Here is a 22,717-nt window from a genome sequence, read left to right as displayed (position 1 = left end):
CAGGCGCGCCGGGTAGCCCGCTGCCGACTGCGACGGTCAGGGAAGCGTGGAGTGATCCGGCAGCCGTTGGTCGCAGAGATGGCGATACCTGCGACGGCCACCCCGACGCCGCATGGTAAGCATCGTTCACCACGCGAAGGTTAGAGGCAGGCCGGTGCCGCGTCAATCTTTCCGCCTCGCGTACGCTCGCGTCGTCGGATTCCGCTACGAAACCAGAAACGCGAATTACTGGTCGGTTTCGAATATTTTAGCGAGTACCGAGAGCTGTGGCGCCGCAACCTGCACGCGAACGGCGTCTCCCTTTCGCAGACGTCTCCCCTCCCACGAACGGGGAACCCGCCACTTCGCGACCCACCGGACGACCCCGTGACGAGGCACCGCGTAGTTGTCCCGGGTTCACCTCCTCACCCGTGGTACGGAGCAAATGACTCGATGCGCCCGCCGTAGCGCGTTCCGATCGCGATCTTCCCGACCTCGGCTTTACCGTAGGCATACAAAAGGCTCGGATGCCGATTCACCCCGTCGCGCTGCCACCCCGCACCCGGGAGGCCCGACGCGCCGACCCAGGTCGCAGATGCATATGAAGCGCACCGCCTTCGCCGATGCGTCGACGTCCGGACAGACCGCGAACCGGTTGAGCCGATCAGCCATGATGCGGCCGCGCCCGTCGATTCGGCCGAATCCGACGCCGCGGTCAGTTATGCACCGGGGCAAGGATGTTCGCCGAATCTCGAACCTTGCCGTAGAGAACAGCGCGCAATCCGTCCGCGAACCTCAGATCCCGATCACCGGTCATAATCGCGAGGACATCGTCGGCGCCCTCCTGCCGGGCATGATCACCGGTCGAAATTCGCGCCACCAGGGAATCCCACTCGCCCGCGTTGCTCAGTTCGAGATAGGCCTGTTCCTCGATGACGAAACCCGTGATGTAGGAACGCAATACCAAAACGATCTCGCCGACGCCGAACTGCGGCAGAACCACACCGCGGAGGAGTGTCGTCAGCGTACTGGAGACTCTGATGGTCTCCGGCGAAGGCGAGTACGAGCCCGCGACGACGCGCCCTCCCTCACGGAAACGAAGTATCGCCGCACGAATACGCCGACAGCAGATCATCGTCTGAGCGACATCGGGGTTGCCGAGGTCGATATCCGACAGGTCGACGGCCCGGAAAATGGTGTCGGCCATCGCACGCTGGAGATCCTTCCGGTCCCGTAAATGCTTGTACAACGCACCCGGCGTCACCCCCGCCGCGGCCGCCAGCCGTCGCATCGTGAGCGCGTCCAGACCGTTCTCCGAGACGTAATCGTGAGCGATGTCGGCCAGACGATCCCGGGTCAACCCGCGCTTGGTCATCGCTATCGCGCCGATCCCGCGCCGCGAGCAGGCTCAAGGACGCGGCGAGTGCCTCCCCCCACGTGATCGACACATATGAGCCGTCGAGTCACCCCACGGACATCTACGAAGCGGAGGCCGTCCAGATCTCCCGAACGCGAGACGGAAGTGGTTACGACCGCCGGGTGATCATTGTTCACCTCGCCGAGGCTAGGACAAGCGCTGCATTGCCGTCAACGGCTCTACGGGTGATACATATCTTGATGCGCATATCTAAGTATGAACATGCAATTGTTCCCGTGGCGCCCGACGGCAGCGAATTCACCCATCTCGCCCAGCTGGGCGTTCCGCCGTCAGCGCTCGGTTCAGGTACGGCCCAGCCTGCGCATTCGTATGTACCGCTGTTTCGGATGGCTACCATCAGACGCGATGCATGTTGAGTTGATGCTCGATTCACTCGATGGACTGTCCGTGGGAGACGCGCTGGGAGCGGAATTTCCCATCATGGGCCGGTCGATTCCGGATCTTCGGGCCGGCAATCTCCCGGCCCGGCAGTGCGGGTGGACCGACGACACCGAAATGGCCTGCACCGTGGTTGCCGAACTCATCGGTCGCGGTGGGATCGACCAGGATCGGCTCGCCGCCGCCTTCGCGCGCCGATTCGACCCGAGCCGTGACTACGGCTTCCTAGCGGTCGGTACCTTGCGCCGGATCCGCGACGGCGTGCACTGGCGGGAGGCGGCCGGAGCCGTGTACGACAACCAGGGATCCTGTGGAAACGGTGCGGCCATGCGGGTCGCTCCGCTCGGCGCCTTCTACGCCGACGATCCGGAAAAGATCGCCGCCGAAGCGGCGCGATCGGCGCAGGTGACGCATCTGCATCCGGAGGGCGTCCTCGGCGCGGTCGCGGTGGCGCTCGCGGCCGGTCAGGCCGCACATGCTCGCCTGCGCGGAAGTCGGCCCACGCCAGCGGATTTCATCACCGGCGTCCTCGACCGCCTCGACGATGGCGAGACGACCCGCCTGATTCGCCGTGCTCGCAGTCTGCTCGAGGCCTCCGCGGAGGAGGCCGCGGACGAACTCGGCAACGGATCCCGGGTCACCGCGCAGAACACGGTGCCGTTCACGATCTGGGTAGCGGCGACGCATCTCGACGACTACCCGGCCGCGATCACCACGTGTATCGCCGCGGACGGCGATATCGACACCACGAGCGCCATCGTCGGCGGAATCGTCGCCGCCCACACCGGCACCGACACGCACCCCGGCCCGCTCGGAGGAGTGCCGCGAACCTGGCTCGCCGCGCGAGAACCGTTGCCCAGCTGGTTCGACCCCACCCGCCGACCACCACGGCGCAAAGATTCCGTTTCCGGCCGCTTCCGGAAGTGGCTATCCGGCGCGTCGTGAGAACAACCAGCTGACGCCGTGGATCCCCAACACCAAGACGCCACTCCCCCGTCGTACTTCCTCCCCTACCCTGACGCCCGCCGCACCGGTCGCGGCCCAGAGCCTCGTGGTCGCAAAGCTTTTCAAGTCAGCGGTTGGTCGCCGACGCGAAGTGCGCTGCGGGTGATCCGACGAGCCGGTAGTCGTCGTCGGTGTTCACGTGCAGATCGAGCTTGTTCTGGAAGAGGAGGATGATGTCGGAGCCGCCGAACTGGAAGTAGCCGAACTGCTGGCCCTTCTCCATCTGCCTGTTCTCGACCGCGGTGAGCACGACCGAACCCACGTGGGACATGCCGACGCAAACGACCGCGACGATGCCGATGTCACCGGCCGGTGCGACGGAGGTGTCGATGGTGACGACACCGCGGGTTTGAGAGAACTGATAGCCCGTCTGGGCGTCGTCTCGGCAGACCAGGTGGTGATCGTCGATCTCGACCTTCAGAAAAACCTTGCCGTTGATCAGGTAGGACTCCGCGACCAGGCCCGAGACCGGTAGATGGAAGCGGTGGTAGGCGCAGGCCGGCAAGTTGTAGTGGACGAACGTTCCCCCTGCGAAACTCTCGGCGTAGCGACTGCCCGCCAGGAGTCGTGTGATGTTGCCGTACCTGTGGGTGCCTTTGATGGGGACGGCCGGAATGTTCGATCCGGCGTCGATGGCGTACTGATGCTGGAAGATGCAGTCCGCCGGCGAGGTGATCATCCGGTTGTCGCCCGGGTCGGAAATCGGACGCAGACCGCCGTTGAGCTCGCGGGCGATGAATTGGTTGAACGTCAACCAGCCGCTGGGCATGTTGGGGATGCCGTCGACGAACGACTCCCCGACGCGATACTCCGGGGCGTTGTCGATGAAGCTGTTCAGGATTTCGGGGCCGAAGGACCGGGTGGTGTCGAGGAAGCCGCCCCACTCGCGCGCGAACTCGGTAACCCAATCCCGGAAGGCCGCCGAAGACTCGGCGATCGCCGTCTGGTCATCGCCCACGTGCTGGTCGACGAGCCAGAAGAAGTGGCACATCCGATCGGTGACCTCACCTGCGTAACCCCGCTCCGGCGCGGGTGCGGTCCAGACGGGCGCATCGGATTCCACGGGCACCCAGCGAAGGAAACGCTCCAGGTAGGCCTCGTACTGCTCGAGATTCTGCGGCCAATCCAGCGCCGCGAAAAGCGCGGGGTCCAGTTGCGGCTGCGCGGATGCGCGGGCCTGAACCAACGAGTGCTCGAGCCGGGCGGCAAGGCCGTCCTCCGCGCCGAGGGCCCGCCGCAAATGCTGGATGATCCTGTCCGGCTCGCTCACATCAGCCTCCTGCCGGCCGTGCAAACCCAACTCTACGTCGCGGCCCGCGGCGGCCAGATGTTCCGCATCGCCGACAACATCGACTCCGCCATCGAGGCCGTCGTGCCGACTCGAGGCGAAGCATCCCGTCAACGGTGCGCAGCAGTCGCGATTTCAACTCCACAGGGTCACATGCACTTTCGGGCGAAACCGCGTGACGCCCACGCCGGACCCACGGATCATCGCCTGGATGCATCGCGGGGTGGTGATGAACCGCAGCAGTTCCGACACCGCGGGCTGGCGGGAATCGGGCGGCAACGTGGTGGCGCACCACTCGTCGGATACCTGGAGCCCTGGTCCCTTGACGTGGATCAACCGACCGGCCGCGAGATCGGCGGCCACGGCGAAACCGATCGTCGGGGTGATGCCTCCGACCCGGCGGACCTCTTCCAGAGCGGCGGCGTCGCTCTGGAAGATCCGCTGATGGGATTCGGGTACCGCCAACTCGCGCAGCATCGTCGCGATGTGCCCGTCCACACTGCCCGCGCTGGGACCCAGCATCCACGGCTGCTCCCGCAGCAGCGCCGGAGGTGCGGCGGCGCCCGCCAGAGGGCTGTCGGGGCGCGCGACCGAGATGATCTGATACTTCAGGAACGGCCGGGCGGCGATGGCCGTGTCGGCGTTCTCCGGCCCGGGCCCGAGCGCGATGTCCACCGCACGGGTCTCGATCAGACCCCGGAACCGGCTGGTGGGGTGCACGCTCAGCTCGACCGCCAGATCCTTCGCCCGCGCCGCGAACAAGTCGATGAGGCCCGGCGCGGCATGTTCGGCGAACGCGCTCGATGCCGCGATGCGCAGCAGCCGTCGGCCATGGGCGGCTTCGCTCACCTCGATCGCGGTCTGCCGTTGCAGTCCGAGGATCTCGATGGCCCGGCTGGCCAAGCGCAATCCGCCGGGCGTGAAGGCCAGCCCCGCGGCGGCGCGGGTGAACAACGGGTCGTCGAGCTCTTTGCGCAGCTGGGCGATGTGCAACGAGACACCGGCGTCGGACATCCCCAGCTCTCTGGCCGCCGCATGGACGGAGCCGAGCCGCACCACGGTCGAGTAGGCCCGAAGCTGGGCGGGCGTCACGATCCGAGTCTAGTTTGGAGGTGGACGCGGTGCCTACCGCCGTATCGCGCCCGGAGGACGCATCATGCAGGACGTGCTCACGGATCTGATGGCAACGTGGAACGCCGGGGGCACGGCTGGGGTCGCGACGGTCGTACGCACCTTCCGCTCGGCGCCGCGGCCGCCAGGCGCCGCCATGGTCGTCGCCCCGGACGGTACGGTCGGCGGTTCGGTCTCCGGCGGCTGCGTCGAAGGCGCGGTCTACGAACTCGCCACCGATGTCGTGCGCACCGGTCTTCCGGTGCTGCAGCGGTTCGGGTTCTCCGATGACGACGCGTTCGCCGTCGGCCTCACCTGCGGCGGCATCATCGACATCTTCGTCGAACCCATCTCCCGGAAGACGTTTCCGGAACTCGGCGAGGTGGCCGCGGACATCGCCGAGCACCGGCCGGTCGCGATCGCGACCGTCATCGAGCACCCGGACCCCGGCCGGATCGGGCGGCGGCTGCTGATCCGGCCGAGTGACGCGCGCGGCACGCTGGGGTCGGCGCGCACCGACGACGCGGTGATCGATGACGCGGCCGGGTTGCTCGCGGCGGGCCGCAGCGAGGTGCTGTCCTATGGCCCGGACGGGCAGCGTCGCGGCGAGGGCATGGCGGTTTTCGTCGCCAGTCATGCCAGGCAGCCGCGGATGCTGGTGTTCGGGGCCATCGATTTCGCCGCCGCCGTGGCGCAGCAGGGATCATTTCTCGGCTACCGGGTGACCGTCTGCGACGCGCGGCCGATCTTCGCCACCTCGGCCCGGTTCCCGACCGCCGACGAGGTCGTCGTCGACTGGCCGCACCGCTACCTGACCGCGCAGATCGCGGCAGGCGCGGTCGATGCGCGGACCGTCGTCTGCGTGCTGACCCACGATCCCAAGTTCGACGTTCCGCTGCTCGAGGTGGCCCTGCGGGCGCCGCGGATCGGTTATGTCGGCGCCATGGGGTCGCGCCGCACGCACGACCAGCGGCTGGCGCGCCTGCGGCAGGCCGGACTCACCGAGGAGCAACTCGCCCGGCTCGCCAGCCCGATCGGGCTGGATCTGGGCGGCCGGACGCCGGAGGAGACGGCGGTGTCCATCGCGGCCGAGATCATCGCGCGGCGCTGGGGTGGGCACGGCCGTTCGCTGACCGGAACCGGCGGACGGATTCACCACACGGCACCGACAGCCGATTAAGTGATTACTTAATCCGGCCTTGACCCCCAGTTCAGCGGCGCAGAAGCTGAGCTTCTCCCCATGAACGTGAGGTGGGTCACATGCAGGTGCCCGGACCATTCGAATACGAGCGCGCGACGGGCGTGGATCACGCCATCGGACTCCTGGACCGGCTCGGAGAGGAGGCGCGCATCATCGCGGGCGGGCACAGCCTGTTGCCGATGATGAAACTGCGCCTGGCCAATCCGGAATATCTCATCGACATCAACGACCTGGCTGCCGAGCTGGGCTATATAGTCACCGATCCGACCCTGGTGCGCATCGGCTCGATGGTGCGGCACCGGCATCTGCTCGAATCCGACGATCTCGCCGCGGTATGCCCGATCTTCCGTGACGCCGAGCGCGTGATCGCCGACCCGGTCGTGCGCAACCGCGGCACGATCGGCGGCTCGCTGTGCCAGGCCGATCCCGCCGAGGATCTGACCACGGTCTGCACGGTTCTCGGCGCCACCAGCCTGGTGCGCGGACCGTCCGGTGACCGGGAGATCGCGATGGACGACTTCCTGGTCGGCCCGTACGAGACCGCCATGATGCGCAATGAACTTCTGATCGAGATCAGAATTCCCGTGCGGCATCGGACCTCCAGCGCCTACAAGGAGGTGAAGCGCCGAGTCGGCGACTGGGCGATCGCGGCGGCAGGCGCGACGGTGACACTGCGCGACGGTGCGATAGCGGCCGCCCGGATCGGCCTGACCGCCGTCGAGCCCGATCCGGCGGCGCTGGCCACCGCCTCGGACCTGCTCATCGGTGAGGCGCCCACCGAAGAGATCTTCGCGGAGGTGGGCCGCCGGGCGAGCGCGGCGTGCTCACCCGCTTCCGATTCGCGTGGCAGCGCGGACTACAAGCGCCACCTCGCCTCCGAACTGACGATCCGCGCGCTGCGCACCGCGGTCGAGCGCGTACCGAACGATCCCGCGCTGAGAGGGAACTAGCCATGCAGGTAACCATGACCGTCAACGGCGAGCAGGTGAGCGCCGACGTCGAGCCGCGCACCCTGCTCGTGCACTTCCTACGAGACCAATTGCGGCTCACCGGAACCCACTGGGGATGTGACACCAGCAACTGCGGCACCTGTGTGGTGGAGGTGGACGGCGAACCGGTGAAGTCGTGCACGATGCTGGCCGTCATGGCCGGCGGGCGTTCGGTGCGCACCGTCGAGGGACTCGAGGTCGACGGCAAGCTCGATCCCGTGCAAGAAGGCTTCATGCAGTGTCACGGGCTGCAGTGCGGATTCTGCACGCCCGGGATGATGATCACGGCCCGGGCACTACTCGACCGCAACCCGGATCCCGACGAGCAGACCATCCGGGAGGCGATCTCGGGCCAGATCTGCCGCTGCACCGGATACACCACCATCGTGCGGTCGATCCAGTGGGCCGCGGCGAAGCAACGGGGCGAAGCGGCGGAGCCAGAACCCGCGCCCACCGCGGCGCCGGTAGGGAGCACATCATGACCGCCGTCGAATCCCGGCCGGAAGACCGCGTCGACAACGACCGCAGGCCGTGCGGGCACGGCAGGATGCTCCGCAAGGAGGATCCCCGGTTCATCCGCGGACGCGGCAATTTCGTCGACGACGTCCAACTGCCCGGCATGCTGCATATGGCGATCCTGCGTTCGCCGTTCGCGCACGCGCGGATCGTGAGCGTCGACGTCTCCGCGGCACAGGCGCATCCGAAGGTGAAGGCGGTCGTCACCGGCGCGGACCTCGCCGCCAAGGGACTGGCCTGGATGCCGACGCTTTCCAACGACGTGCAGGCGGTGCTGGCGACCGACAAGGTCCGGTTCCAAGGCCAGGAGGTGGCCTTCGTCGTCGCGGAGGACCGCTACGCCGCGCGTGACGCCCTGGAACTCATCGACGTCGAATACGACATGCTCCCTCCGGTGATCGATGCCCGGACCGCGCTCTCGCCCGAGATGCCGGTGATCCGAGACGATCTCGAGGACAAGCGGGACAACCACTGCTTCGACTGGGAGACCGGTGACGCCGCCGCGACCGAGGCGGTGTTCGCCCGTGCGGACGTCGTCGTCGAGCAAGAGATCGTCTATCCGCGCGTGCATCCCGCCCCGATGGAAACCTGCGGCGCCGTCGCGGATCTCGATCCGGTGACCGGCAAGCTCACCCTGTGGTCGACGAGTCAGGCGCCGCACGCCCATCGCACGCTCTACGCGATGGTGGCCGGGCTGCCTGAGCACAAGATCCGGGTGATCGCACCCGATATCGGCGGTGGTTTCGGCAACAAGGTGCCCATCTACCCGGGATACGTCTGCGCCATCGTGGGGTCGCTGCTACTGGGCAAACCGGTCAAATGGATGGAGGATCGCAGCGAGAACCTGACCAGCACCGGGTTCGCCCGCGACTACATCATGCTCGGTGAGATCGCGGCCGACGCCGACGGCAAGATCCTGGCCATCCGGTCCACCGTGCTCGCCGATCACGGCGCGTTCAACGGCACGGCCGCCCCGTTGAAGTATCCGGCCGGCTTCTTCGGTGTCTTCACCGGCAGCTACGACATCGAGGCCGCCTACTGCAAGATGACGGCGGTCTACACGAACAAGGCCCCTGGCGGCGTCGCCTACGCGTGCTCGTTCCGGATCACCGAGGCCGTCTACTTCGTCGAGCGGTTGGTGGATTGCCTCGCGCAGGAACTGAAGATGGATCCGGCGCAGCTGCGGCTGCGCAATCTGCTCCGGCCCGAACAGTTCCCGTACACCAGCAAGACCGGTTGGGTCTACGACTCCGGTGACTATGAGAAGACCATGCGCTTGGCGATGGACATGATCGGATACGACGCCCTGCGCGAAGAGCAGCGGGAAAAGCGCGCCCGCGGTGAGTTGATGGGCATCGGGATGGCTTTCTTCACCGAAGCAGCCGGCGCGGGACCGCGCAAGGATATGGACATCCTCGGGCTCGGGATGGCCGACGGGTGTGAGCTGCGGGTCCACCCGACCGGCAAAGCCGTTGTGCGGCTGTCGGTGCAGACCCAGGGGCAGGGACACGAGACGACGTTCGCCCAGATCGTCGCCGAGGAACTCGGGATACCGCCGGACGACATCGACGTCGTCCACGGCGACACCGATCAGACCCCGTTCGGCCTCGGCACCTACGGCAGCCGCTCGACTCCGGTCTCCGGCGCCGCTGCCGCGTTGGTGGCGCGGAAGGTGCGCGACAAGGCCCGGATCATCGCGTCCGGAATGCTCGAAGTATCCGTCGCCGATCTGGAGTGGGAGAAGGGCTTGTTCCACGTCAAAGGCGACCCGTCCGCGGCCGTCACGATCCAGCAGATCGCGATGCGAGCACACGGCGCGGGTGATCTGCCTGAGGGTATCGAGGGCGGACTCGACGCGCAGATCTGTTACAACCCGGCGAATCTCACCTACCCCTATGGCGCGTACTTCTGCGTCGTCGATGTCGACCCGGGGACGGCCGTGGTGAAGGTCCGGCGCTTCCTCGCCGTCGACGACTGCGGGACCCGGATCAATCCGATGATCATCGAGGGTCAGGTGCACGGCGGCATCACCGACGGCATCGGCATGGCGCTGATGGAGATCATCGCCTTCGACGAGGACGGCAACTGCCTCGGCGGATCCCTGATGGACTACCTCATCCCAACGGCGCTCGAGGTTCCGCATTTCGAGACCGGGTACACGGTCACTCCTTCGCCGCACCACCCGATCGGCGCGAAAGGTATCGGCGAATCGGCGACCGTCGGATCACCGGCGGCAGTGGTCAACGCGGTGGTGGACGCATTGGCGCCCTACAAGGTTCGGCACGCCGACATGCCGCTGACGCCGTCGCGGGTCTGGGAAGCGATGCAGGGCCGGGCCACACCGCCCGTCTGAGCGGGGTGGGAGCGATGGGAACACCGATGAAGATGACCGAGCGTGCCCAGCAACTGGTTCGGACCCGGACTCCGTTCGTGCACGCGACCGTCGTCCGAGCGCAGCAGCCGACCTCGGCGCATGCCGGGGACGAGGCGATCCTGTTGCAGGACGGGACGATCGAAGGATTCGTCGGCGGCCAGTGCGCCCAGAACTCGGTCCGCAAGGCCGCGCTGGGCGCCCTGCAATCGAACGAGAGCGTGCTGCTGCGCGTGCTGCCCGACGGCGACCTGCAATTTCCCGAAGCCCCCGGCGCGGCTGTGGTGGTGAATCCCTGTCTGTCCGGCGGAGCGCTGGAGATATTCCTCGAGCCGCAGGTCCCGGCTCCTCTGGTGCGCATCTGCGGCGCGACACCGATCGCGGACGCACTGGCCGAGCTGTGCGCACTGGTGGGATTCGATGTGCAGCGCGGTATCGGCGGATCCGACTCGCCGGATTCGCTGACCGACACGACCGCGGTGGTGATCGCGAGCCACGGCGGCCCGGAAGCCGAGACGATCCGCGCCGCGCTCGACTCGGGTGTGGGGTATGTCGGTCTGGTGGCCAGCAAGATCCGGGGAGCGTCGATTCTGGACGAGCTCGGCTTGACCGAAGCCGAGCAGATGCGCGTGCGCACCCCGGTGGGCCTGCCGATCGGCGCCAAGACCTCGGCGGAGATCGCCGTCTCGATCGTCGCGGAAGTGATCCAGGCGATCCGCAAAGGCGGCTTGGCCGTCCCGGTTCGCCTGTCGAGCGTCGCTTTCGAGGCGCTCGATCCGGTGTGCGGTATGACCGTGGTGGTCGGGCCGGACACACCACATCTCACCATCGACGACATCGACTACTGGTTCTGCGGCTCCGGCTGCCGCACTTCCTTCGCCGAGGCGAAGACGGGCTCATGACAAACGGATTCGTCACCGGGGTCGTACTCGCGGCGGGAACCTCACGGCGTCTCGGCACACCGAAACAGCTACTGCCATACCGGGATACGACACTTCTCGGCGCCACACTGGACGCGGTTCGAGCCTGCGGTTTCGGTCAGATCATCGTCACCCTCGGCGGGGCGGCCGCAGCGGTCCGGCAGCAGGTCGATCTCACCGGTGTGGAGGTGGTCGTGGCCGACGACTTCGGTTCGGGCTGTTCCTCGTCGTTGCGTTCGGCCCTGGGCTCGGTACATCCCCTGGCCCCCGGAATCGTGCTGATGCTCGGTGATCAACCGGGTCTGTCGGCCGCGACCGTCGAACGACTGATCGCCGACGCGACGACCGCGGCGATCACGGTCTGCGGCTACCGCGACGGCGTCGGGCATCCGTTCTGGCTGCCCCGCGGTCTGTTCGGCCAGTTGGCCCGATTGCACGGCGACAAGGCGGTCTGGAAGATCATCGAGTCGGGCCGCGTCCCGGTGTCCCGGCTCGACGTCGACGCAGCGGCGCCCTTGGATGTGGACACCTGGGCCGATTACGAGCGCCTGCGCGCCTCGACCTCGCCATGATCTCGCCGTTCGCCGATATCGAGGACGTGGTCCGGCGATTCGACGCCGACGACTACCTGCTCGACACCGGTACCGCCGCCGCCTTCTATCTGGCCACCACGTTGGGTCGGCCCCTACTGCTGGAAGGCGAGCCGGGAGTCGGCAAGACGACCGCGGCGAAGACCCTTGCCACCGCGCTCGCCGCTCCGCTGATCCGCCTGCAGTGCTACGAGGGCCTCACCGTGAACGAAGCGCTGTACGACTGGAATTACCAGCGTCAGCTGCTCAGCATTCGGCTCGCCGAGGCGCGCGGCGCCGATCTCACCGAAGCCGACTTGTTCACCGAGGCATTCCTGGTCGACCGTCCGATTCTGCGCTGTGTCCGTTATCGCGGTCCGACGCCTCCGGTGCTGCTGGTCGACGAAATCGACCGTGCCGACGACGAATTCGAGGCGTTGCTGCTGGAATTCCTCGGTGAGGCCGCGGTGACCGTGCCGGAACTCGGCACCTTCACCGCCGAGCGGCCGCCACTCGCGGTGCTGACCTCGAACCGCAGTCGCGACCTGCACGACGCGCTGCGGCGGCGCTGCCTCTACCACTGGATCGACTATCCCGAACCGTCCCGCGCGGTGGCGATCGTGCGACGCACGGTGCCCGGGGCGACCGATGCGCTGATCGAACATGCCACCCTGTTCGTCGCGCACGCTCGCGGTCTCGATCTCGACAAGCCGCCCGGCGTCGCCGAGACCATCGACTGGATCGCCGCGTTGGCGACGCTCGATGTCGCCGATCTCGTCGCGCCGGAAGCGGTCGCAGCACTCAGCGCGCTGGCGAAGACACCCGACGACCGCGCGACCGTGCGGGAGGCGTTCGCCGAATACACGCGAGACCTGGCTACCGGATGAGAGGGATGCCGCAATGAAGATCGCCAACGAGTTCACCGTCAACGCACCCGTCGAGCAGGCATGGGAGGTACTGACCGACCTCGAACAGGTCGTCCCGCTCCTGCCAGGCGCACAGATGGTCGGATGGCAGGGAGACGACTTCCTCGGCAGATTGAAGGTCAAAGTCGGCCCGGTGACCAGCGAATTCACCGGTAAAGCGCAATTCGTCGAGCGCGACGAACACGACCATCGCGCCGTCATCAGCGGGCGCGGCCGGGATGCACACGGATCCGGGAACGCCGCCGCGACCATCACTACACGGCTGTGCGCGGACGACGGCAGGACCCGGGTAACCGTCGACACCGACCTCAAGGTTGTCGGCAAACTCGCCCAGTTCGGCAGCGGAATGCTGCAACAGGTGTCCGAGAAGATGATGAATCAGTTCGTCACATCCTTGGAGACGAAACTCGCGGCTGCCGATGAGACCTCTGTGGAGCCGGTAGCCGAGCCGGACCGCCGAGCAGCGCAGCCGGTGGCGCCGCCCGAGCCCGCGCCGCTGGACCTTGTCGAACTCATGGGGCCCGCGATGATCAAGAAATATGCGCCCGCGGTCGTGTTCGCACTCGCGGCAGTGCTCGGAATAATTCTGCTGCGCAAGCGGATACGCACGAATCGATGACGCGGGCGGCACTGCTGCGCGGGGTGGATCTGGCGGCGTTCGCCGTCGCGGTGGTCGCGCGGCTGCGGGGAAGTGGCGTCGCGGTGGCGCCGAGCGGTCCCACGCTGTTCGTGCAAGCCTGGCGTCGCATGGCGCCGCGCTCGCGCACCGAACTCTACTGGGCCATGCGACTGACGCTCGTCGATCGCATGCAAGATCTCGCCGCCTTCGACGCGGTCTTCGCGGCGGTGTTCGCCGACGCGGTGCTGGGTGTGGACCCGGCGAGCCGAACGCACGGACTACCGGCCGAACGCGCGTCGGCGCCGGGCACAGTCGGTCGGGGGCGGTCTCGGCACGGCGGTGATGTCCCCTGGGCGACGCCGCGATCGGCAACCGGCGCCGACCGGTCCACCGACCAGGCTCCAGCGCTGCCGGACGTGCTGCCGAGCCGGTTCGCCGCACGGGAACAGGAACCGTTCGCCTGCTTCGATCCGGACGATCTGCGAACGATCGGCGCCTGGCTGGAGCAGGCGGCGGCGCTCTGGCCGCAGCGCCGCAGCACGCGCCAGGAAAGTGATCCGCATGGCAAGCGGATCGACTTCCGGGCGACGATGAACCACTCGCGGCGCACCGGCTGGGAGTCGGCGGTGCTGGTCCGCACCCGTCCCAGGCGTCGCCCGCGCCGGATCGTCATGATCTGCGACGTCAGCCGCTCCATGCAGCCGTATTCGACGATCTACCTGCACCTGATGCGGGCCGCCATGCAACGCCGTTCGTCCGATCGACCCGAGGCGTTCGCCTTCTCCACTTCCCTGACCAGGCTCACCCCCGTGCTCGCGCACCGTTCCCCGGAGGTGGCGGTGGCCCGGGCCAACGACAAGGTGCTCGACCGCTACGGCGGCACGCACATCGGCCGATGCCTCGGCACACTGCTGGCGACTCCGTCCGGTAACGCAGTGCGCGGCGCCGTCGTCGTCATCGCCTCGGACGGTTGGGACAGCGACACTCCCGATCTCTTGGCCCGCGCGATGGCCCGGATCAGACGCCGGGCTTGGCGCGTCATCTGGCTCAATCCCCGTGCGGGGGAGTCCGGGTTCCAGCCGGCCACCGGCGCGATGGCGGCAGCCCTGCCGTTCTGCGACACCATGATGCCCGCGCACACTCTTGCGGAGGTACACGCGTTCGTTCGGATTCTGGCATCGTCGACTGTGTCCGCCGACCGATACCCGATCCCCTCCCGGTGATCATCGAGAAACCTTGCGGTGGCGCGAACCCACCCGAGCCCTCGACGGCACACCCGAGGCGCACCGACTACTGCGCGCGCCCATTCCGACCGGGGTTCCACATGATTGAGTTTCGAACAGCGTCCTGTTCGATCGCGCTGTCCGCCGTCCGGCGGATGATCAGGTGTGCTGGAATTGCCACTGCTGGGTGCGGCTGATCGGCGCGGATCGCGCGAGCCCGATCTGCTCGGGTCCGATTTCACCGTCGTGACCGGGCAGGTCGAGGACGAACTCGCAGGCGGCCCAGACAGCGATGCGGTAACAGTCGGGGTGGGCTTCCTCGGCGGTGATCTGCCACCCCATCGGCGTCCCACTGCACTCGAGGTGGGTTCCCTCGCTCACCACCCCGTCGCCGAGTCCGAGCCTGGTGCCGGTGCGTCCGCTGCCGATATACCAAATTCCCTCGCCGAATTCCGGCGCTCTGGACAACAGCCAATGCTGCCAGCCGTCTTCGACACCTGGCTCCGCCACCACCGTCACCTGATCAGCGCTGTCGAGCGCCAGCACACAACCGGCGCCGACATTGACGATCCGATAGACACCCTCGCTCAAACCGGTCATGATCCGTCGTCCTCACCATCCGCTAGATCCCGAGGCCACGGTGTTCCCGCGAGCCTCGCGTCAGAAGATTCCGTGCCTTTGGGCTACCCCGCCCATCGACCGAAGAATCACGTCGGTACGGGCGCGATCGCAGCCGCCTGGCTCCTCCGAACGAGACAGAGGCCCCTACTGCTCACAGCGAGCTGCGGACGATCTGCGTAGTCGGCAACCGTCCGGTCGGGACCTACCCCCGACACCTCGCGCTGTCTCCACCCACCGCCGCCCGGTGACTCTGTCGGCTGTCTGCGGTGAGCGGCGGTCGGCACCCCGCGCCGGTGCACGGCGCGACCGGGGGGCGACTCGGAAATCATCTCGAATTCCGCGCGCAGCGACACGCCAACGAGAACGCAGAGCGGATGCGGCCCACGAATCCAACGGCGGCTACACTCGGCCTCCGGACACCGCAGCCGAGGGGATGGCTCCCAGAACCTGGAGGACGGTAATGGCTGACTACGATCGAGTCGTTTCGCTGTCCCGCGAGAAATTCGAACAATCGGGACCGAGTGTTGCCGAACTCAGAGACGATACGAAGTCGACCAAATCAGATGACGTCGACATCGCACGGATGGAGCGGATCCTCGACCTGCGAGAGGGCATTCTCGCCGGCGACGAGTACTACCTCCAAAAAATCGTCTGCGAATGCGGAAGACGCCTCACCATGTACGACTTCGTCTTCACCGGTTTGGTTGACGCCGGCCATTCGAAGTCTCTTATCGTGCACACATTCGTCGGCAATAAGCTGGTGGTCAACGAAGCTCGGCCTATCCGGTGTTCCGCGTGCGCCAGGGTCTGCCCGCGCCCGTGGTATCGAATGCCGCAAAGTTACGGTTGCCGACCACCTGCGTGATTGTTCAGCCGAAGGCAACACCCTCTCGTATATCGCACCTGCTCGTCAGGTATACGGCTGCTCGGTGTGTTCGATCCCGGCGATCGGTTCGGGCCCGACGCGGTTCCGTGCTGATTCGAGTGCGCCGCCGGACAACGACTCACCCGCACACCTGCCGGCCGGGTCCGCTGTTCGCTGCGTCGGTGTAGCGGCGGGCCAGGTGGGCGAAAGCGGCGGTGAGTTCGGGCGGGCCGATGACCTCGATGTCAGCGTCGAACCTGCCGAGAGAGCTTGCGAGCGCGGGCCACGACCACGAGCCCAGGACGATTCGGCAGCGGTCGGGACCGAGCGCCTCGACCACTCCGTCGTGGAGGAACGGTGCGATCTCGGTGGCGGGCAGGTGCAGGATGACCGCACCGCGGCAGGGCCATCCGCCGTTCGCGTCCGAACCGCGAAATCTGCTGCTCACGAAGGTGGCCACATCTCCCGCAGGGAGTTCGCGCGGAACGAAGCGGGGGCCGGTGGGGATGCGCGGGGTGATCCGGTCGGCTCGAAACGTCCGCCAGTCGTCACGGTCGAGGTCCCACGCCACGAGGTACCAGCGCCCTCCCCACGTGACGAGATGGTGGGGCTGCACTCGACGCGGCGGGTGCGCGGCGGCAAGCGGTGCGGACGCGCCGTTGTAGTCGAAACGCAGTACTTCGCGGGCATTGATGGCGGCGCCGATCGCCGTGAGAACCTCCGTGCCGACCTCGGGTGCGGACTGGTCGGCGGGCGGTGCGACAGCGGTGATCCGAAGAGTGTCCATGCGGTGGCGTAGCCGCGCGGGCATGACCTGACGGATGGTGGTCAGCGCTCGCGCCGCGGATTCGTCGATACCGGCGCCTGCGGTGGTGGCGATCTGCAGTGCGACGGCCAGGGCGACGGCCTGCTCGTCGTCGAACAGCAGCGGTGGCAGTTGTGTACCCGCGCCGAGCCGGTATCCCCCGTCCGGGCCTTTGCTGGTGACGATCGGATAGCCGAGTTGACGCAGCCGGTCCACGTCACGGCGTACCGTGCGCGGGCTGACTTCCAGCCGCTGGGCCAGCAGCATTCCCGGCCAGTCCCGGCGCGCCTGGAGCAGGGACAGCAGTGCCAGCAGTCGCGCGGAAGTTTTCGGCATGTTTGTCATCCTGCCCGAAGTAGAGGACACAACCTGGCCACTACCCTTGCGAATGTTGCTCACGTCAGCCATCGAGCCGAATCAGGAGCAACCTTGTCCCTCACAACCACCACCCACCTGAACTTCCGCGGTGACGCCCGCGCCGCGCTGGCGTTCTACCAGTCCGTTTTCGGCGGCCACCTCGCCGTCGTCACCTACGGAGACGCCGGAGCTGTCCGTGACGAGTCCGAGGCCGACCAGATCATGTGGGGCCAGGTACAGGCCGACAGCGGGTTCCACGTCATGGCCTACGACGTGCCCTCGTCGATGGACTACCACCCTGGAGAGAACGGGTTCTTCGTCTCCGTGCGCGGAGAGACCGTCGACGAGGTGTCGGACTACTGGGAGAAACTCACCGCGGGCGCCACCGTGGTGATTCCGATAGGCCCGGCGAGCTGGGCGACCGCCTACGGGATGCTGCGGGACCGTTTCGGTGTGGTCTGGGTCGTCGACGTCGTCAGCGAATACAACGGATAACTCGTTGCGTCATCGGGGCGCTCCCGCCCCGATGTCCATCCGCCTTCCCCGCCGGGCCGCCTGGGACACTTCGCGTCGACGAATCTGCATCTGCCGCAGAATCGCCGCCGCATTCCACCAACCCAATCGAATTCGCCGCCGCCTTCGTGGCCAGACGGGCCACGAGCCATGATTCGATATCCCGATGGGCGGCGGCAACGCCGGTCGGCGGGGGGTGAAGGCGGTGCACAACTTTTCCGACATCTGGAACGACAATATTCTTAGCGAGGCGGAATTCGTCGCAATCGGATGAAATGACACTGTTCGGCGCGGATAAGCAGGACTCCAGCAGCATAGTCCTCGGCAGTCACGAGAGGAGTAAAATCAATTCATTCGATATCGATAAATCAAATATCGACGATAATTGATAGCCCGACGATGGCGACCAGATGCCGAGTCGACCGACCATCCCACGCCAACGAATCGTCGACAGAACAGAGCGATCGAGGAGGCATCATGACAGTGGTTCAGAACTTCATCGACGGCAAGCTCGTCGACTCGGTCGGTGGTGCGACGATGGCACTGGTCGACCCCGCTACCGGCGATCGGTACGGTACCGCCCCGGTGTCCGACGAACAGGACATCGACAACGCGTACGCAGCGGCCGCCAGAGCGTTCCGCGACTGGAAGCGGACGACGCCGGCGCAACGCCAGAAGGCGCTGTTGGATTTCGCCGACGAGTTGGAGAATGCCGCCGACGCGCTTGTCGAGGCCGAGGGCCGCGACACCGGCAAGCCGAACCACATCACCTCGGCCGCGGAGATCCCGCAGATGCTGGACCAGACCCGATTCTTCGCGGGAGCGGCACGGGTACTCGAGGGCAAGTCGGCCTGCGAGTACCTGGCGGGCCACACATCCTGGATCCGCCGGGAGCCGATCGGCGTCATCGGGCAGGTGACACCGTGGAATTACCCGATGATGATGGCCATCTGGAAGTTCGTTCCCGCGATAGCGGCAGGCAATACCGTGGTGATCAAGCCGAGCGAAACCACTCCGGTGACGACGGTGATGCTCGCCGAACTGGCCTCCGAACACCTGCCGCCAGGTGTGCTCAACGTGGTAACCGGTGACCGGGCGACCGGTGCGGCGGTGGTCGCGCATCCGACTCCGAAGATGGTATCGATCACCGGTTCGGTGGCCGCGGGCCGTGCGGTCGCGGAGTCGGCCGGGAGCCACCTGAAGCGCACGCATTTGGAGTTGGGCGGCAAAGCGCCGGTCATCGTGTTCCCCGACGCCGATATCGCTGCTGCCGCCCAGGGTATCGCGGCCGCGGGCTATTTCAACGCGGGGCAGGATTGCACGGCGGCCACCCGAGTGCTCGGTCACGGCTCTGTGGCCGACGATCTGACCGCGGCGCTGGCCGAGCAGGCCTGCGGCGCGACAACCACTTTCGGCAAAGCCGCCGATGACGAGGATGCCTGGGTGCCACCGGTCAACAACGCCGACCAACTACAGCGGGTGCTCGGCTTCCTCGACGAGGTACCCGATCACGCTTCGGTCGTGGCCGGTGGACACCGGCAGGGCGACCACGGGTATTACGTCGAGCCGACGGTCATCGGGGGGTTGTTGCAGGATGACCGGATGAGCCAGAACGAGATCTTCGGCCCGGTGATCACCGTGCAGTCGTTCACCGACGAAGACGAGGCGATCCGGTGGGCCAACGGCGTCGAATACGGGCTGGCCTCCTCGGTGTGGACCAAGGACGTGTCGAGGGCGCTCCGCGTGTCGGCCGCGCTCGACTTCGGCTCCGTGTGGATCAACACCCACACCGCGCTGGTCGCCGAGATGCCGCACGGCGGGTTCAAGTCGTCCGGACACGGCAAGGATCTGTCGATGTACGGGCTGGAGGACTACACCCGCGTCAAGCATGTGATGGCCAAGATCGACTGAAGCCCCACGACGATGACAGCACAGCCGGTCGCCGCCACCGGCAGCACCATGCGCCAATTGCGGCGTCGCCATCACCTACTCGTGTGATCCAGGCCGGTCGGCGGCACAATCGCAACAGCGTAGGCAACGAATCCGGTGCCGTGAGCGAAGACGAAAGGGGCGCGGGTGCACGCGACCGTAGAGCCCGGCGTCGAACTGGCGGTGCTGTGCGTGGTGATGGTGGCTCTGACAGCCGCGTGGTATCGGGTGGCGCGATTGGGACCGACTCCCGTGGCTCCGCGCGCCGCGATCCGCGGCGCCGCACAACTCGGAATCGTCGCGCTGGTACTGGCCGCGGCGCTGGCACAGCTCTGGTCCGCGGTGCTCGTCCTGGCCGTCATGTTCGCCGCCGCGGTGGCGACCGCCGCGCAGCGGTCCTCGGCCGGCTGGTCGGGAATGTGGCTCACCGTCGCGCTCGGGGCGGGAATCGGGGTGGTGGTGCCGCTGATGCTGATCAGCGGCGTGGTCCCACTCACCGGTGTGGCGTTGGTCCCGATCGGCGGAATCGTGCTGGGCGGGACGATGACCGCGACGTCGCTCGCCGCCCGTCGAGCCCTCGACACGGTCGAACAACGGTGGGGTGAAGTGGAGGCGGCGATGAGTCTGGGCTTCACCGAACGCGAAGCACGACTCGAGGTCGTCCGTCCGAGTACGGGTGATGCGCTGTTACCGGGCGTCGATCAGACCCGCACAGTCGGATTGGTCACTCTGCCCGGCGCATTCATCGGTGTGCTGCTCGCCAGCGGTTCAGCTCTGCAAGCCGCCGCGGTACAGATGCTGGTTCTCACCGGCCTGCTGCTGGCCCAAGCATCCGCGGTAGCGGTGACCACCGAACTGGTCGCACGATCGAAGGTTCGCCGCACACCACGATAACGACACAATGGATCAGTACCAGCCGAAGGTGCCGCACCGCCCCGCGCCGGTCACCCCCTGAGCGCCTTGCGCATCCGCTCGACCATCCGGACGGTGACGACCACCAGCACCGTCAACGTGGCCGTCATCAGCACCGTGGACAACCACGCCATGGTGGGCACCGACAGCCGGTAGACCAACACGATCCGGGTCGCGGCCTCGACGACCAGTCCCACGCCCCACAATGCCGAGAGGCGGACGTGGGTGCGGCGGGCCAGCCCATTGGTGCGGTAGGTGTGCTCGATGACGGCCAGGTCGCCGGTCGCCATGACGCGGCGGGCGGCGTAGTAGGTCAGCGGTTTGCCGAAGAACAGGCCGATGAGGATTGTGACGCCGATACCGGCGGTCACCACGGATTGTTGCACCATGAGCGTGCGGGCGTCGCCACTGAGCAGCGACCCGATCAGTCCGATCACGAAGCCGCCCAAGACCATTCCGGCGAACAGGTCGATCCGGCGATTCCGCGCCACCTCCACGAGCACGGTCGCCGCGGAGGCCAGCGCCCCGGCAAGCAGCGCCATGAAATCGGAGCAGCCGAGCGCGTGCAGCACGAAGTAGGCCGCTATCGGCACCAGGATGTCACGCGCCACGGGGGCGAACAGTTTTCGCAGGTCCGGACGCCCAGTGGCAACCTGCGCGGCGGGGGAAACGGTGTCGTCGACGATCATGGTGGGCAACTCCTGTAAGAACGGGCCGGACAGGAATCGAATCTACGAACGCGAGAGCCGTCCGGGATCTGTCAACCGTCACATGTCGGGCATGACAACTGTCATGCCGCGGTAGCCGCCCCTGAACGGCACCCGACCCGGACCCGCAGCCGTTCGACGTGGCGGAGTCGGCGTTCGGCGAGGACACTGAGGACGTAGCACCCAACTCGTCCCCAGGAGCACATGCGATGCCAACCAACGGGCCTTTCGGCATCGATCCGGAAGATTTCGAACGCGCACTGCGCGGGGCGGGCACCGAGCTCCGCGACCTGCTCGGGAAAGCCGGTGTATACCTGGATCGCGTAGATCACGCGACCGTCGGTTCACTGGCGTCGCTGCTCGGTCAGTTCGTCCAGCCACAACAGCCACGTCCACCGAAACCCGAGGGCGAGACCACCGGGGAGACCGGCAGCGGGGTGTGGGTGATCTACAGAGTCGACGACATCGGCGAGGCCAAGGTCGAGCAGGTCTTTCCGAGCGAACTCGAGGCCTTGCGCGCGCATCGCGACAACACCGATGATCGCCGTCGGGTGCGGTTCCTGCCCTACGGGGTTCCGGCAAGTGTGTTGGATGCGCCCTGACGGCTGTACAACCACCGACTACCCCGATGCGATGGACGGTAGGGACATCCGGCCGGGGTGAAGCCCCGCGGTTTCAGCCGATGCTTTGACGGGTCGGCTCGATGAGCGCGATGAACCGCTCCTCTTGCCGCGAGTAGGGGTTGCCGGTGTATTTCGTCGAGATTTGGTTGACGATCTCCCATGCGGCGTCGCCTTCGAGCCATGCGACGACCCTGCCGCGGATGACGACCGGCCGGAGCGGGTTGTCGACCGGTGTGAGGGACAGTGCGATCCGGGGTCGCGGCGCATGTTGCGAGTCTTGCGATAGCCGGGGCCGGTGATGATCGCGATATGGTCGCCGTGGGTGCCGGTCCAGACGGGGACGGAGTGGGGTGCGCCGTCGGGCAGGATGCTGGCGAGGTGGGCGATCGAGGTGCCTTCGAGCACGCGGCGCACTTCGGGGTCGAGCATGCTTGTCATCTCCTGGGCGTGAGTTCTCGGTATCGATATCGAAGGGTCAACGCTGAATCTCGTAGTGGAGGTGAGTGACTCCCGGCGCGGGAACGGCTTCGACCAGACGCAGACGCACCTGCTCGGGCAGCGCCCGGAAGAAGGGCCTGCCCTCGCCGAGCAGGACCGGCACCTGATGCAGAACCACTTCGTCGACGAGTCCCGCTTTCAACGCCTCGGTCACGACGCCGCCGCCCATGAGGGCGACATCCTTGTCGCCTGCGGTCTCACGGGCTGCCGCGATCGCGTCCTCGATGCCGGTGGTGACGAGGTTTTGGCGGTCGGAAACCTTGCTCATCTCCACATTCCTCTCTGAGTTCCTTCAAGAGACTTCAGAACCGTAGCACCTTCAGTTCCCTGAAGGAACTCCAATGGGTAAGCTGTT

23 protein-coding genes and 1 pseudogene are annotated in these 22,717 nt (G+C 66.8%); 15 read left to right on the top strand and 9 right to left on the bottom strand.

Annotated features, from left to right (window positions below):
• Positions 1-694: 694 nt before the first annotated feature.
• Both ACL03I_RS06970 and ACL03I_RS06965 read right to left on the bottom strand, forming a co-directional pair.
• A complete protein-coding gene (locus tag ACL03I_RS06970) occupies positions 695-1,186 on the bottom strand; it encodes a TetR/AcrR family transcriptional regulator C-terminal domain-containing protein (RefSeq protein ID WP_412805595.1) in 492 nt (163 codons plus the stop codon).
• Positions 1,187-1,198: 12 nt separating this feature from the next.
• A pseudogene (locus ACL03I_RS06965) lies at positions 1,199-1,354 on the bottom strand (TetR/AcrR family transcriptional regulator); the annotation flags it as partial.
• Between the two features lie 408 nt (positions 1,355-1,762).
• Here ACL03I_RS06965 and ACL03I_RS06960 point away from each other — a divergent pair.
• Entirely contained in the window at positions 1,763-2,740 is a 978-nt protein-coding gene (locus ACL03I_RS06960) for an ADP-ribosylglycohydrolase family protein (protein WP_355074253.1), read from the top strand.
• 127 nt (positions 2,741-2,867) lie between these two features.
• On the opposite strand, the gene ACL03I_RS06955 is transcribed toward ACL03I_RS06960, so the two are convergent.
• On the bottom strand, positions 2,868-4,070 hold the full coding sequence (locus ACL03I_RS06955; protein ID WP_412805427.1) for a phosphatidylserine decarboxylase: 1,203 nt from the start codon (positions 4,068-4,070) through the stop codon (positions 2,868-2,870).
• A gap of 153 nt (positions 4,071-4,223) precedes the next feature.
• Positions 4,224-5,180: a LysR family transcriptional regulator gene (locus ACL03I_RS06950; RefSeq protein WP_355074257.1), complete on the bottom strand. Its 957-nt coding sequence runs from the start codon at positions 5,178-5,180 to the stop codon at positions 4,224-4,226.
• Positions 5,181-5,244: 64 nt separating this feature from the next.
• Between ACL03I_RS06950 and ACL03I_RS06945 the strand changes: the two genes are divergently transcribed.
• From ACL03I_RS06945 to ACL03I_RS06905, 9 genes are all read left to right on the top strand, one after another.
• Complete coding sequence (locus ACL03I_RS06945) at positions 5,245-6,378, top strand: XdhC family protein (RefSeq protein WP_355074259.1); 1,134 nt, start codon at positions 5,245-5,247, stop codon at positions 6,376-6,378.
• Between the two features lie 80 nt (positions 6,379-6,458).
• Complete coding sequence (locus tag ACL03I_RS06940; protein ID WP_355074261.1) at positions 6,459-7,349, top strand: FAD binding domain-containing protein; 891 nt, start codon at positions 6,459-6,461, stop codon at positions 7,347-7,349.
• Between the two features lie 2 nt (positions 7,350-7,351).
• Positions 7,352-7,870 (top strand): (2Fe-2S)-binding protein, encoded by a 519-nt coding sequence (locus ACL03I_RS06935; protein ID WP_355074262.1) that lies wholly within the window; start codon positions 7,352-7,354, stop codon positions 7,868-7,870.
• Complete coding sequence (locus ACL03I_RS06930) at positions 7,867-10,257, top strand: aerobic carbon-monoxide dehydrogenase large subunit (RefSeq protein WP_355074263.1); 2,391 nt, start codon at positions 7,867-7,869, stop codon at positions 10,255-10,257. The genes ACL03I_RS06935 and ACL03I_RS06930 overlap by 4 nt, the downstream gene beginning before the upstream one ends.
• Positions 10,258-10,283: 26 nt before the next feature.
• Positions 10,284-11,177, top strand: coding sequence for an XdhC family protein (locus ACL03I_RS06925; protein ID WP_412805594.1), 894 nt, complete (start codon positions 10,284-10,286; stop codon positions 11,175-11,177).
• Complete coding sequence (locus tag ACL03I_RS06920; RefSeq protein WP_412805426.1) at positions 11,174-11,767, top strand: nucleotidyltransferase family protein; 594 nt, start codon at positions 11,174-11,176, stop codon at positions 11,765-11,767. The genes ACL03I_RS06925 and ACL03I_RS06920 overlap by 4 nt, the downstream gene beginning before the upstream one ends.
• The gene (locus ACL03I_RS06915) at positions 11,764-12,651 is read left to right on the top strand and encodes an AAA family ATPase (RefSeq protein ID WP_412805425.1); all 888 of its coding nucleotides are present in this window, start codon (positions 11,764-11,766) and stop codon (positions 12,649-12,651) included. The genes ACL03I_RS06920 and ACL03I_RS06915 overlap by 4 nt, the downstream gene beginning before the upstream one ends.
• 13 nt (positions 12,652-12,664) lie before the next feature.
• On the top strand, positions 12,665-13,309 hold the full coding sequence (locus ACL03I_RS06910) for an SRPBCC family protein (protein WP_412805424.1): 645 nt from the start codon (positions 12,665-12,667) through the stop codon (positions 13,307-13,309).
• A complete protein-coding gene (locus ACL03I_RS06905) occupies positions 13,306-14,532 on the top strand; it encodes a vWA domain-containing protein (protein WP_412805423.1) in 1,227 nt (408 codons plus the stop codon). Before ACL03I_RS06910 ends, ACL03I_RS06905 begins: the two co-directional genes overlap by 4 nt.
• A gap of 159 nt (positions 14,533-14,691) precedes the next feature.
• Here ACL03I_RS06905 and ACL03I_RS06900 read toward each other — a convergent pair whose 3' ends face one another.
• A complete protein-coding gene (locus tag ACL03I_RS06900) occupies positions 14,692-15,132 on the bottom strand; it encodes an RICIN domain-containing protein (protein WP_355074272.1) in 441 nt (146 codons plus the stop codon).
• A gap of 481 nt (positions 15,133-15,613) precedes the next feature.
• Here ACL03I_RS06900 and ACL03I_RS06895 point away from each other — a divergent pair, with 481 nt between their 5' ends.
• Positions 15,614-16,018, top strand: a complete 405-nt coding sequence (locus ACL03I_RS06895) for a hypothetical protein (RefSeq protein ID WP_412805422.1) — start codon at positions 15,614-15,616, stop codon at positions 16,016-16,018.
• A 139-nt stretch (positions 16,019-16,157) separates the two neighbouring features.
• Here the strand turns inward: ACL03I_RS06895 and ACL03I_RS06890 are convergent, their stop codons facing one another.
• The gene (locus tag ACL03I_RS06890; RefSeq protein ID WP_412805421.1) at positions 16,158-17,159 is read right to left on the bottom strand and encodes a helix-turn-helix transcriptional regulator; all 1,002 of its coding nucleotides are present in this window, start codon (positions 17,157-17,159) and stop codon (positions 16,158-16,160) included.
• A 93-nt stretch (positions 17,160-17,252) separates the two neighbouring features.
• Between ACL03I_RS06890 and ACL03I_RS06885 the strand changes: the two genes are divergently transcribed.
• From ACL03I_RS06885 to ACL03I_RS06875, 3 genes are all read left to right on the top strand, one after another.
• Positions 17,253-17,675: a VOC family protein gene (locus tag ACL03I_RS06885; protein WP_412805420.1), complete on the top strand. Its 423-nt coding sequence runs from the start codon at positions 17,253-17,255 to the stop codon at positions 17,673-17,675.
• Between the two features lie 495 nt (positions 17,676-18,170).
• On the top strand, positions 18,171-19,604 hold the full coding sequence (locus ACL03I_RS06880; protein WP_355074281.1) for an aminobutyraldehyde dehydrogenase: 1,434 nt from the start codon (positions 18,171-18,173) through the stop codon (positions 19,602-19,604).
• Positions 19,605-19,769: 165 nt separating this feature from the next.
• Positions 19,770-20,516 (top strand): ABC transporter permease, encoded by a 747-nt coding sequence (locus ACL03I_RS06875; RefSeq protein ID WP_412805419.1) that lies wholly within the window; start codon positions 19,770-19,772, stop codon positions 20,514-20,516.
• A gap of 50 nt (positions 20,517-20,566) precedes the next feature.
• On the opposite strand, the gene ACL03I_RS06870 is transcribed toward ACL03I_RS06875, so the two are convergent.
• Positions 20,567-21,223 (bottom strand): VC0807 family protein, encoded by a 657-nt coding sequence (locus ACL03I_RS06870; RefSeq protein WP_412805418.1) that lies wholly within the window; start codon positions 21,221-21,223, stop codon positions 20,567-20,569.
• Between the two features lie 227 nt (positions 21,224-21,450).
• On the opposite strand from ACL03I_RS06870, the gene ACL03I_RS06865 reads away from it, so the two are divergent.
• The gene (locus tag ACL03I_RS06865) at positions 21,451-21,843 is read left to right on the top strand and encodes a hypothetical protein (RefSeq protein ID WP_355074285.1); all 393 of its coding nucleotides are present in this window, start codon (positions 21,451-21,453) and stop codon (positions 21,841-21,843) included.
• Positions 21,844-21,861: 18 nt separating this feature from the next.
• On the opposite strand, the gene ACL03I_RS06860 is transcribed toward ACL03I_RS06865, so the two are convergent.
• Both ACL03I_RS06860 and ACL03I_RS06855 read right to left on the bottom strand, forming a co-directional pair.
• Positions 21,862-22,293 (bottom strand): pyridoxamine 5'-phosphate oxidase family protein, encoded by a 432-nt coding sequence (locus ACL03I_RS06860; RefSeq protein ID WP_412805417.1) that lies wholly within the window; start codon positions 22,291-22,293, stop codon positions 21,862-21,864.
• A gap of 46 nt (positions 22,294-22,339) precedes the next feature.
• On the bottom strand, positions 22,340-22,630 hold the full coding sequence (locus tag ACL03I_RS06855; RefSeq protein WP_355074288.1) for a dihydrofolate reductase family protein: 291 nt from the start codon (positions 22,628-22,630) through the stop codon (positions 22,340-22,342).
• Positions 22,631-22,717 lie beyond the last annotated feature (87 nt).

Origin of the sequence: Nocardia sichangensis, from assembly GCF_047200615.1 — a bacterium.
Classification (GTDB): domain Bacteria; phylum Actinomycetota; class Actinomycetes; order Mycobacteriales; family Mycobacteriaceae; genus Nocardia; species Nocardia sichangensis.
The sequence above is the reverse complement of the archived record's forward strand: the minus strand, read 5'-3'. Positions and strand labels throughout refer to the sequence as shown.